General features: G+C 65.1%; 11 protein-coding genes. 7 read left to right on the top strand and 4 right to left on the bottom strand.

What is annotated here, in order from left to right:
• Positions 1-3 precede the first annotated feature (3 nt).
• Positions 4-570, bottom strand: a complete 567-nt coding sequence (locus ACX80C_RS10665) for a DUF3027 domain-containing protein (protein WP_459326442.1) — start codon at positions 568-570, stop codon at positions 4-6.
• A gap of 5 nt (positions 571-575) precedes the next feature.
• Positions 576-959 carry a cold-shock protein gene (locus tag ACX80C_RS10660; RefSeq protein ID WP_459326441.1) on the bottom strand — a complete coding sequence of 128 codons (384 nt, stop codon included), beginning with the start codon at positions 957-959 and terminating at the stop codon, positions 576-578.
• A 174-nt stretch (positions 960-1,133) separates the two neighbouring features.
• Here ACX80C_RS10660 and ACX80C_RS10655 point away from each other — a divergent pair, with 174 nt between their 5' ends.
• The 5 genes from ACX80C_RS10655 to ACX80C_RS10635 all read left to right on the top strand — a co-directional run bounded on the left by ACX80C_RS10655 (position 1,134) and on the right by ACX80C_RS10635 (position 7,729).
• A complete protein-coding gene (locus tag ACX80C_RS10655; protein ID WP_459326440.1) occupies positions 1,134-1,406 on the top strand; it encodes a hypothetical protein in 273 nt (90 codons plus the stop codon).
• Positions 1,407-1,460: 54 nt separating this feature from the next.
• The gene (locus ACX80C_RS10650) at positions 1,461-3,836 is read left to right on the top strand and encodes a helicase-associated domain-containing protein (RefSeq protein WP_459326439.1); all 2,376 of its coding nucleotides are present in this window, start codon (positions 1,461-1,463) and stop codon (positions 3,834-3,836) included.
• A 3-nt stretch (positions 3,837-3,839) separates the two neighbouring features.
• Positions 3,840-5,483, top strand: a complete 1,644-nt coding sequence (locus ACX80C_RS10645) for a DNA repair helicase XPB (RefSeq protein ID WP_459326438.1) — start codon at positions 3,840-3,842, stop codon at positions 5,481-5,483.
• Between the two features lie 71 nt (positions 5,484-5,554).
• Positions 5,555-6,265: a response regulator transcription factor gene (locus tag ACX80C_RS10640; protein WP_459326437.1), complete on the top strand. Its 711-nt coding sequence runs from the start codon at positions 5,555-5,557 to the stop codon at positions 6,263-6,265.
• An 18-nt stretch (positions 6,266-6,283) separates the two neighbouring features.
• The gene (locus tag ACX80C_RS10635) at positions 6,284-7,729 is read left to right on the top strand and encodes a sensor histidine kinase (RefSeq protein ID WP_459326436.1); all 1,446 of its coding nucleotides are present in this window, start codon (positions 6,284-6,286) and stop codon (positions 7,727-7,729) included.
• Positions 7,730-8,013: 284 nt separating this feature from the next.
• On the opposite strand, the gene ACX80C_RS10630 is transcribed toward ACX80C_RS10635, so the two are convergent.
• Positions 8,014-8,826, bottom strand: a complete 813-nt coding sequence (locus tag ACX80C_RS10630; RefSeq protein ID WP_459326435.1) for an ABC transporter permease — start codon at positions 8,824-8,826, stop codon at positions 8,014-8,016.
• On the bottom strand, positions 8,819-9,796 hold the full coding sequence (locus ACX80C_RS10625) for an ATP-binding cassette domain-containing protein (protein ID WP_459326434.1): 978 nt from the start codon (positions 9,794-9,796) through the stop codon (positions 8,819-8,821). Before ACX80C_RS10625 ends, ACX80C_RS10630 begins: the two co-directional genes overlap by 8 nt.
• Before the next feature lie 80 nt (positions 9,797-9,876).
• On the opposite strand from ACX80C_RS10625, the gene ACX80C_RS10620 reads away from it, so the two are divergent.
• Together ACX80C_RS10620 and ACX80C_RS10615 are read left to right on the top strand one after the other, a co-directional pair.
• On the top strand, positions 9,877-10,647 hold the full coding sequence (locus ACX80C_RS10620; protein WP_459326433.1) for a TetR/AcrR family transcriptional regulator: 771 nt from the start codon (positions 9,877-9,879) through the stop codon (positions 10,645-10,647).
• A 116-nt stretch (positions 10,648-10,763) separates the two neighbouring features.
• Positions 10,764-11,054 (top strand): WXG100 family type VII secretion target, encoded by a 291-nt coding sequence (locus ACX80C_RS10615; protein WP_459326432.1) that lies wholly within the window; start codon positions 10,764-10,766, stop codon positions 11,052-11,054.
• Positions 11,055-11,169 lie beyond the last annotated feature (115 nt).

Raw genomic sequence — 11,169 nt, 5'->3', positions numbered from 1 at the left:
TTGCTAGGCAACTGGGGGTTCGCCTCCAGGGGTCTTTGGCTCGGCGTCGTCCTCTGCTGCCTGTGTATCCGCGCTCACCGTGTCGGGCACAATCGGCTCGGTGATGGGCGCGTCGGCCTGCCCGCTGACGGAAGAGGTTTCCTCCCCCGCGGCGTCTGTTGCCGCGGCGTCCTCAGGCTGATCGGCATCCTCAGGCCGCACGCGCTCGGACCAGGGAACCCAGTCCGGGGCGAGCAGTGAATGTTCGGAGGGCAGAAGACCCAGTTCGCAGACTGTGACGTCCTTGCCGCGGGGCACACGGGCGAGCGTGGCGAACCACTGCCAGCCCACATAGCCCGGTACGTCCGCGGCGAAGCGGTGGGTGACCAGCCGCTCCGCTTCGGGGAATACGCCCAGATGTTCTCCCACTTCGGAATCTCCCGCAATCTGCTCCACCGCGCCGCGGGCAGCGTCGACTGCCGCGGCCAACACGGCGTCCGGCTTGGAAGGTTTACGCAGCGGTTTCCGCTTCGGTGGATTGGCTAGTGCCGTTTCCGCCGAAGTTGGAGATGATTCCGGAGACTCGGTCACTGGACCTAGACGTCCAGATCATCGGCAACGGCGCGGAGCACCGCTGCAACTTTGGCGGAGTGGGACTTGTCCGGGTAGCGGCCGCGGCGAAGCCCGTTGGAAACATCATCGAGGAGCCGGATCAGGTCTTCGGTAATGATCGCCATGTCTTCTGCGTTCTTGCGGGTGGCTTTGGCAACCGATGGCTGCGTCTCGAGGATTCGCACGGACAGGGCCTGGAGGCCCTTACGTCCGTCGGCGACGCCGAACTCCAGCTTGGTGCCGACCTTCACTTCGGACACCCCGGCTGGGAGCGCCGAGGCGTGGAGGAATACTTCCTTGCCGTCATCCGTCGCCAGAAAGCCGAAGCCTTTCTCGGAGTCGAACCACTTAACCTTGCCGATAGGCACGTCATTACCTCGTTCTCGAACTGCTTGCGCACGCTGTGGCGTCCAGGACCTGCCGGCGTATCCGGTTGGTCCGCTCACTCGGTTGGACGTGCGCGGGGGAAAGTCTGCCTTAATAGGATACCGGTCGCTCGGGGCCGGTTTGGGCCTTCAGGGCTCTTGTACGCTGGAAGCAATATGAAACAGAAACCCGGGACGCCGCAACCAGCCGACGACGACGCCCGCCCGGCCGGGGAACGGGGCTCAGGTGCGCGGCTCGTCTTGCTCATTGCCGCCGTCGGCTTCTCCGTTCTGGGCCTGCTTGCCCTCCTCGCGGTTCTTCTGACTGCGCTCCTTGGCGCTGAGGTATGGCCGGGGTTCGTTGTAACGGCCTACGTCTGCCTGCCGCTCGGCTTTGTCCTGATGGTCGTCAACGTTCTTCTCGGTCTCCGCCTTCGCGGCCGCTCCTGACCAATTCATCCGCGCACAACGCCGCCCTCACCGCGTACGAGTAACGTTAATGCGGTGTCCGCCATCCGCGCCCTGTCCCGGGACCTGGCTTCCCGAAGCGACGCCGAACTCCGGCAGCTGATGTCGGCGCGCCCGGATGTGGTACTCCCGCCGGTTCCCGATTTCTCCGCCCTCGCTGCCCGCGCCTCTACCCGGGTCAGCGTGCAGCGCGCCCTGGAGAGCCTTACTGCCCCGCAACTCCTGGTACTCGAAGCCGTGGTGCTCGCAACGGATGTTGATGCCGCCACGGGCACTACCGCCGCGCAGTTGAAGAAGTACATCGCGAACACCACGGCCAAGACGCTGGAACCGCTTCTTGCGCACCTGCACGGACTCGCGCTGCTTCGCACCGGCACAGCAAAGGGCCCTTCCTCCTACTTTCCCCTGGATACGCTCACTGAGGCCCTCGGACCCTACCCCGGGGGGCTCGGGCGTCCGATAGCCGCCCTGTCGCAGCGATACCCGGAATATACCGCCCAGATACGCAACGGGATGGCAACCTTTCGGGCTGAGGGCGTCCGGTTCCCCGGACTAGCAACCGCCGACGACGACGCCGCCACCCTTGCAACAGGGCTGGCCGCTTGCTGGGACACCATCATGGGCCTGGCGCCAGAGCGAACGGGCGCCCTGCTCGAGAAGCTCACGGCGTCACCCGTGGGTTCGGCTCCCGCGTCAGAGGCGACGTCCGCAACTCCCGTGCAGTGGCTGCTGGAACGTGGGCTGTTGATCCGACTGGACGCCAATCACGTTGAACTGCCCCGCGAAGTAGGCATCGCGGCCCGCGGCGGCGTCATCATTCCTGCCTTGCCGGTCACTCCCCCGGTGCCGAGCCTCAAATCCGTCCGCTTGAGCCTCCGCGACAACGCCGCCTTCGGCGCTTTGGCTGAAACACTGAGGCTCCTCACCGAGTTACTCGCCGTCATCCACGGGGACCCAGTCACGACGCTGCGCACGGGTGGAGTGGGCGTACGGGAGATCCGTCGCCTGGCTGACGCCATCCGGGCAGATCGCGAGCAGGTGGTGTGGCTGCTCGAGCTGGGTGCCGCTGCCCGGCTGATCGTCCTGGATCCCGACAGTTCCCGCTGGGTGGCGGCCTCCGACGGCGTCTGGCACTCCATCGACCGGGACGAACAGTGGGCCGGGCTTGTCCGTGCATGGCTCGATCTGGAACGGGCCCCGTCCCTGATCGGTGGCAAACTTCCGACCGGCAGCCAGGTGAACGCACTCTCCTCCGAGGCAATCCGCACGGATGCCCCGGCAGTCCGGCGTCGTACGCTTGTCGCCGCGGCTGCGCTTTCGGCCGAGGCGGCCAACGACGGCGGTGCCTGCGTATTGGACGCATCTGCGCTGATCACACGGCTCGCCTGGGAGCGGCCCCGGCTGCGACGGCGCTTCGCCCGCCTGGTGCCGGGAATCCTGGCTGAGATGGGACATCTTGGCCTGCTCGGTTCTGGAGCCCTGACCGAGTTGGGAGCCGCTGTCGCAGAAGAACGCTTCGACGAGGCCCTCGTCTCGCTGCGCGATGCCCTGCCTAAACCGCTCAGCCACTTCATGCTGCAAGCGGACCTGACCGCCGTCGCACCGGGTTATCTCGAACCGCCGGTTGCACGCGAGCTCGCCCTGCTGGCTGCGGCCGAAGGGCAGGGACCGGCAACGGTGTACCGCTTCTCTGCACAATCCATCCGGAACGCGCTCGATGATGGACAGGACGCGGCGTCGATCCTCGCCTTCTTGAACAAGCACTCGGCCACCGATGTGCCGCAGCCGCTGCACTATCTCGTTGAGGACACCGCGTCCCGCTACGGGTCCCTGCGTGTGGGGCCAGCCTTCAGTTACGTGCGCAGCGACGACGACGCCGCCCTGACCGCCCTGCTGTCGGACCCTGCAGCCGCGGCCCTCGGGCTGGTCCGGCTGGCTCCGACCGTCGTCACGGCGCAGGCCACCCCGGCTGAACTGTCCGGCGCGCTGAGGGAGCTCGGCTACTCTCCCGCCCTCGAAGGAGGTGCGGTGCCGCGGCCGTCGGTCCGGGCAGGCGGCGGCGCGCCGTCGTCGTCGTCGTTCTTACCCGCCACCAAAACCAATCCGTGGGTTCTCACCGATGAAGACGCCGCTGCGCAACTGAACGTGTTGCGGGGCAGCGCGCGGCCCGGTCCGGCCGCCGGAGCGGAAAGCGAGGCGCTGATCGGGCTTGAGACGCTGCGGACGGCGATCAGGACCAGACAGCCGGTCAGGCTGGGTTTCGCGGACAGTGTCGGGAATTCGATCCGGCAGGTCTTTGTTCCACTGTCGGTTTCGGGTGGGCGCGTAAGGTTGATCGATCCCGAGAAAGACACTGAACGCGTGATTTCTGTGCACCGGATCATGGATGTGGAAACTGTGGAAGGGGCTTAACGGATGCCTAATGGGCCGCTGATCGTCCAGAGCGACAAAACCATCCTGCTTGAGGTGGACCACGAGCAGGCAACCGAGGCGCGGCATGCGATTGCGGCGTTCGCCGAACTCGAACGCGCACCGGAGCACGTGCACAGCTACCGGCTCACCCCGCTGGGCCTCTGGAATGCGCGCGCTGCCGGCCTCGACGCCGAGCAGGTACTGGACACCCTGCTGAAGTACTCGCGCTTCCCGGTCCCGCATGCGCTGCTGATCGACGTCGAGGAGACTATGTCGCGTTACGGGCGCCTTCGCCTCGAGAAGGACGCCCAGCATGGGCTCGTGCTGCGGACCAACGACTACCCGGTCCTCGAGGAAGTGCTGCACGCCAAGAAAATCGAGCCCCTGCTCGGTCCGCGGATCGACGGCGAAACGGTGGTGGTGCATTCCTCACAGCGTGGTCAGCTCAAGCAGCTGCTGCTCAAGCTGGGCTGGCCGGCGGAGGACCTCGCAGGCTACGTCGACGGGACCCCGCACCCGATCGCGCTGGAGGAGAACGGCTGGTCCCTCCGGCCGTACCAGAAAGTAGCGACGGAGAATTTCTGGGCGGGCGGATCCGGCGTCGTCGTCCTGCCCTGCGGTGCCGGCAAGACGCTGGTGGGAGCAGCCGCGATGGCCACCAGCTCCACCACCACGCTGATCCTGGTCACCAACACCGTGTCAGCCCGGCAGTGGAAGGATGAGCTGCTCAAGCGGACGTCGCTGACCGAGGATGAGATCGGCGAGTACTCGGGCTCGGTCAAGGAAGTCCGGCCGGTCACGATCGCCACCTATCAGGTGCTCACTCTCCGCCGCGGCGGACTGTATCCCCACCTCGAACTGCTCGATGCCAATGACTGGGGCCTGATCGTCTATGACGAGGTACACCTGCTCCCGGCGCCGATCTTCCGAATGACCGCCGATCTGCAGGCCCGCCGACGGCTCGGGCTCACCGCCACACTGGTGCGTGAGGACGGGCGCGAGGGCGAGGTGTTCTCGCTCATCGGCCCGAAGCGCTACGACGCGCCCTGGAAGGACATCGAGGCGCAGGGCTACATCGCCCCCGCCGATTGCGTGGAGGTCCGTGTCGATCTCCCCCGCGACGAGCGGGTTGCGTACGCAATGGCCGACGACGGCGACAAGTACCGCCTCTGCGCAACGTCGGACACGAAGAGCTCCGTGGTGGAGAAGCTCGTTGCATCGCACAAGGGCGAGCAGTTGCTGGTGATCGGTCAGTACATTGACCAGCTGGATGAACTCGCCGAGCGGCTGGACGCTCCCGTCATCAAGGGTGAGACGTCCGTGAAGGAGAGACAACGTCTGTTCAACGCCTTCCGCGCCGGGGAGCTGAACACCCTGGTGGTGTCCAAGGTCGCGAACTTCTCGATCGACCTGCCGGAAGCGTCGGTGGCAATTCAGGTGTCCGGATCGTTTGGGTCGCGACAGGAGGAAGCACAACGCCTCGGCCGGTTGCTGCGCCCCAAGGGTGATGGCCGCGCTGCCCGCTTCTATACCGTCGTGGCACGCGACACCATTGACCAGGACTTCGCGGCCAAGCGCCAGCGGTTCCTCGCAGAACAGGGTTATGCATACACGATCATGGACGCTGCGGATATCCCTCAGACATAACCAGTTGACTATCCGCAAGCTCCCCGAATACGTCCAGAAAACTCCCAGCTACTGGGAGCACACTGGGAACCGTGAATAAGTCGGTACCTGAAGCCAAACTACTTGTAGTCGATGATGAGCCGAATATCCGGGAGCTGCTGTCCACCTCGCTGCGTTTTGCGGGGTTCGACGTCGTGGCTGCCGCCAACGGACGTGATGCCCTGGCCGCGGCAGAAACCCATAACCCGGATCTCGCCGTCCTCGACGTGATGCTGCCGGACATGGACGGCTTCACAGTCACCCGGCGCCTGCGCGCGGCCGGGCGCCACTTCCCCGTGGTCTTTTTGACGGCCCGGGATGACACCGATGACAAGGTCACCGGTCTCACCGTCGGAGGCGATGACTACGTCACGAAACCTTTCAGCCTCGATGAGGTTGTCGCGCGTATCCGGGCTGTGCTTCGCCGCACCCAGCCGCTTGACGACGACGGCGCGGTCATCCGCGTTGACGATCTTGAACTGGACGACGACGCCCACGAGGTCCGCCGGGGCGGTGAGGTGATAGACCTCTCCCCCACCGAATTCAAGCTGCTGCGCTACCTGATGATGAATCCCAACCGGGTGCTGTCCAAGGCACAGATCCTGGACCACGTGTGGGAGTACGACTTCAATGGGGACGCTTCCATTGTTGAGTCCTACATCTCCTACCTTCGTCGCAAGATCGACAAGAATCCCGAAGCGCCGGCGCTGATTCAGACCAAACGCGGTGTCGGCTACCTCCTGCGTACCGCCGACAAACGGTAATCCCGCACCGTCATAGCCTTGTCTCGATACTGGAATTCCGCGTCGCTGCGTACGCAGCTCATCGCCATCATGACGCTGCTCATGGTGGTAACTGTCGCGATCACGGGAATCGTCACCATCTCACTGCTTCGCAACAGCCTGGTCACCCAAATGGACCAGGATATCGAAGCCAACGCACAATCCGTGTCCGACAGCATGGCAAGCGTGGAGTCGGACGCCAGCGGGAACCTCTTCCGGTTCTACGGAGTCTGGCTGGACTCTGAGGGATTCCCCGTCCGCACCACTCACTCTTCTGAACTCAATGTCCCTGACATTCCCCGGCTAACCGTTCAGGAGGTAATCGCCCTGGGCGGGTCTGGCTTCACCGTTCCTGGAACGCAAGGCGAGAGCGACTGGCGCGTAGTCGCCTTCACAATCGACGATGGCGAAAGCTCCGTGGCGGTGGCAACGCGGATGTCTCCCGTTAACGAAGCGGTCTCCGAAGCCGGCCGCATCATCTTCACCGTGGGTCTCTTTTCGATCGCTGCCGCGTCCCTGGTGGCATACCTGGCGGTGACCCGTCAGTTCCGTCCGCTGAGCCGCGTGGAGAAGACCGCCGCGGCGATCGCTGCCGGGGACTTGTCGCGCCGCGTCGAGGTGGAGCGGCCGGCCACCGAAGTGGGCCGGCTGTCCCGCTCCCTGAACGCGATGTTGGCGCATATCGAGTCTGCGTTTGCTGCCCGCATGGAGTCGGAGCGGAAGATGCGCCGTTTCGTCGCGGATGCCTCCCACGAACTGCGCACTCCGCTGGTCACCATCCGGGGCTTCTCGGAGCTGTACCGCCATGGTGCCCTGCAGAACGATGACGACATCCGCGCCGCGATGGGCCGCATCGAAAGCGAAGCGAAGCGCATGGGGCAGCTCGTTGAGGACCTGTTGACGCTCGCTCGGATCGATGAGCAGCGCCCGCTCGAATCCCAGCCACTCGACCTGCTCGTTCTGGGCAACGATGCCGCCCTTGATGCCCGGGCAATCGCCCCTGAGCGGGACATCCGCGTGATCGGCCTCGACGGCGGCAAGGCCAGGCACGCGCCGACCGTCGGCGACGAGGCGCGGCTGCGCCAGGTTGTAGCCAACCTGATGACCAACGCCCTGCGATACACGCCCGAAGGCACACCCATCGAGATCGCGGTGGGAGTTGCGCCCGTGATCCACGGCCGGAGCGATTCAGTGATCGAGGTGCGCGACCATGGGCCGGGCATTTCCGACGACGACGCCGCGCGGGTCTTCGAGCGCTTCTACCGTGCCGATTCCTCCCGCTACCGGGAAACGGGAGGAACCGGCCTCGGACTCGCCATTGTGGCCGCCCTCGTTGCGCAGCATGACGGGACAGTCCGCCTCGATGAAACTCCCGGAGGCGGAGCCACGCTGTCGATCCGGCTACCTCACGCCGCAGGGACGGACGAGGTCACCGAACCGGAATAGCGCCGGCTGTAAGCGCGTCACAGCTACCCCATACTCGCTCTGCTCGCCCGGGTACCCCTCGCTGCTAGCGCGTCACAGCTACCCCAAACTCGCTCCGCTCGCCCGGGTACCCCTCGCTGCTAGCGCGTCACAGCTACCCCATACTCGCTCTGCTCGCCCGGGTACCCCTCGCTGCTAGCGCGTCACAGCTACCCCAAACTCGCTCCGCTCGCCCGGGTACCCCTCGCTGCTAGCGCGTCACAGCTACCCCAAACTCGCTCCGCTCGCCCGGGTACCCCTCGCTGCTAGCTGCGCAGCTTGCGGTACGCCCGCGCGGAAAGCGGCAGGAAGATCGCCGTGATGGCCAGCGGCCAGAGAAGCGCCATGGTGAGCGCATGGTCCGCGAGCCAGCCGCCGGTCGCGCCGGTCGGGTTGCCGAAGAGTTCCCTGGCGGCGGTTGCGGTTGCCGAGATCGGATTCCACTGGGCGGCCGCACCCAGCCATCCGGGCATGGTCTCCGGCGCTACAAACACGTTCGACAGGAAGCCCAGCGGCCAGATGAGAACCTGCACCGCCGTCGTCGCGCCCGCGTTCCTCAGCGTGAGGCCGAGAAAGATCCCTACCCACAACAGTGCGAAGCGCAGCCAGAGGAGAAGCACGACGGCGAGCGCGGCTGAACCCAGATCTGAGGTTATCCCCCAGCCGATGAGCAGCCCTCCAACCACGAGGACGCCCAGGTTGAGCGCCGAGTAGGCCATGTCCGCGCCGCTTCGTCCGAGGACAACCGCTGTGCTTCCGATGGGCAGGGACCGGAACCGGCTGGTGATGCCCTTCTTCGCGTCGCTGGAGATTGCGGTCATGGTCTCGTCCAGGCCGAACATCATCGTCAGTGCCAGCATTCCGGGCAACAGGAACTGGATGTAGCTTCCTCCGCCCGGTACTTCGATCGCTCCGCCGAAGAGGAAGCCGAACATGAGCAGGAGCATGATCGAGAACATCACCCCGAAGATGGGTGTCGCGGGCTGGCGCACCCAGTGGAGCAGATCCCGTTGAGTGATGATCCAGCCGTCCCGCAGCGCTTTGATCGGGCCTGTCCGCGTGTAGGTAACGTCAGTCATTGTGGACCTCCATACGTGTGGATCGGGCCGGATCGGTTTCCGTGAGGGCGAGGAACACTTCGTCCAGGGTGGGACGCCGCAGCACAATGTCGTCGGCCTCCAGCTCGGCTGAGTCAAGCGCGCGGACCGCAGCGAGGAGAGCCGTTGAGCGGTCGGGGACCTCGAGCGTTACCGTGCGGACATCGTCGCTGACCCGTGCCTGGACTCCCAGGGCGCCGCTGAGCACCTGCACAGCCTCCTGCAGCCGGCGGGAGTCCTTGATCACCACCTCCAGCCTGTCACCGCCGCGTTGCCTCTTGAGCTCTTCCGGCGTGCCCTCGGCGATGACCCTGCCGGCGTCCATGACCGAAATGCTGTCCGCCAGCTGATCGGCCTCGTCCAGGTATTGGGTTGTGAGGAGCACGGTGGTTCCCTCTCCTGCGACCTGGCGCACGGTCGCCCACACCTCATTGCGGCCACGGGGGTCCAGGCCGGTCGTGGGCTCGTCGAGGAACAGCACGGCTGGCCGCCGGATGAGACCGGCGGCGATGTCCAGCCTGCGCCGCATGCCGCCCGAGTAGGTAGCTACCGGACGCTCGGCGGCCTGGGTCAACTCAAACCGGTCCAGCAACTCCGCCGCGCGTTCCACCGCAGCGGACTTGCGCAACCCGAACAGCCGCCCGAACAGCACCAGGTTCTGCCGCCCGCCCAGCACTTCATCAACCGCCGGCGACTGCCCTACCAGCCCGATACGACTACGGACCAGCTGCCCCTCGGTCGCCACATCGTGTCCGGCGATGCTCGCGGTGCCGGAATCCACCTCTATGAGCGTGCAGAACGCGCTCACAGCCGTGCTCTTTCCGGCACCATTTGGACCCAGCAGTCCGTGGATGGTCCCGGCGCGCACCTCAAGATCGAAGCCGTCCAGCGCCTCCGTATCCCCATAGCGCTTCCGTAATCCCTGAGCTGTCATTGCACTCTCCGTGCTCATAACCGTCCTTAATTTCGTACAACATACGGCGTAGTTAGGATCATCAGCGTACACCATACGGAGAAGGTATGGTAGGGGGAATGGCAATCGAATCGACCGGCACCGGAGACGTGGACCGCACGCTCAAGTTGCTCTGGCGCCAACAGCTCGGCGAGCCCCAGGGCAGCCGCGGCCCGAAGCAAAAGATGAGCGTGGACGACGTCGTGATGGCCGCCGTCGCGCTCGCGGATGAAGAAGGGGTCGAGGCCGTCACAATGCGCCGGATCGCGGAGCGGCTGGGACTCGGCGTGATGTCCGTCTATACCTACGTTCCGAGCAAGTCCGAGCTCATCGACCTGATGGTCGACTGGGTGGTTGGCGAACAGGGCACCCCGGAGCACGTTGGATCACCACGGGAGCGCCTCACCCGTCTGGCTCGCCTTCAGTGGGACGAGTACCTGCGCCATCCCTGGCTGTTGGAGGTTGACACGAGTCGTCCGCCGATCGGGCCAAACAGCGCGGATCGTTATGAGTGGCAACTGGGTACCGTGGAAGGGATTGGGCTTGATGACATCGAGATGGACCAGATTGTGGCGCTCGTGGTCGGCTTCGTGTCCGGGCCGGCCCGCGGCAGGCTCAACGCGCAACGGATAGAGCAGAGCACCGGCCTTAGCGACCTCCAATGGTGGGAAACCAACGCGCCGCTCCTTGAACAGATCATGGATGGAAGCCGCTACCCCGTTTCAGGCAGGGTTGGCCAGGCTGCGGGTGAGGCGTACAACGCCACGGCCAATCCAGAGCTGACCTTCGAGTTCGGGCTCGAACGCATCCTGGACGGCATCGATCTGCTGATTCAATCGAAGGCCCACTAGTCCTCCACAGCCGAGCGTTTCACGGCTGGTTTTCCACATTCCTGACTGCCGACTGGCCGTAGAGAAGTTCGTTCCCCTAGCGTCGGCTGTACACGGGTACAACTACAGGAGGAACAATGACTTTCTTTCACGTCGACACCGATTCGCTGGCAGCCAAGAGCGCGGATGTCCAGAACACCATTGCCCGGCTGCAGGCGGAGGTGAACGCGATGCAGTCCGGACTCCGCTCGCTCGAGTCCGAATGGCAGGGCCAGGCCTCGCAGAACTTCCAGCAGTTGGTTACCGACTGGCGCGCCACCCAGGCCAAGGTCGAAGAGTCTCTGGCCAGCATCAATGAGGCGCTGGGAATGGCAACCCAGCAGTACTCGGAGGCGGAGGCAAGCAACGCGCGGATGTTCATGCACTAGGAACCGCTGAGCCGTAGATGCCCGGTGGGTTCGCCCGTCCCGCACCCGCCGGAACAGCGTGCTATGCCGAAGAAGGAAGGCCGGTCACCCCATGAGGGGTGACCGGCCTTCCTTT

Source organism: Arthrobacter tecti, from assembly GCF_054511355.1.
Note: the sequence above shows the minus strand (reverse complement) of the source record. Positions and strands in the feature narration are given on the sequence as shown.

Bases quoted from the DNA above. Each gene is read 5' to 3' on its own strand.
- ACX80C_RS10655 (WP_459326440.1), top strand. From the start codon at position 1,134: ATGAAACAGAAACCCGGGACGCCGCAACCAGCCGACGACGACGCCCGC.
- ACX80C_RS10645 (WP_459326438.1), top strand. From the start codon at position 3,840: ATGCCTAATGGGCCGCTGATCGTCCAGAGCGACAAAACCATCCTGCTT.
- ACX80C_RS10630 (WP_459326435.1), bottom strand. From the start codon at position 8,826: ATGACTGACGTTACCTACACGCGGACAGGCCCGATCAAAGCGCTGCGG.
- ACX80C_RS10625 (WP_459326434.1), bottom strand. From the start codon at position 9,796: ATGAGCACGGAGAGTGCAATGACAGCTCAGGGATTACGGAAGCGCTAT.
- ACX80C_RS10620 (WP_459326433.1), top strand. From the start codon at position 9,877: ATGGCAATCGAATCGACCGGCACCGGAGACGTGGACCGCACGCTCAAG.
- ACX80C_RS10615 (WP_459326432.1), top strand. From the start codon at position 10,764: ATGACTTTCTTTCACGTCGACACCGATTCGCTGGCAGCCAAGAGCGCG.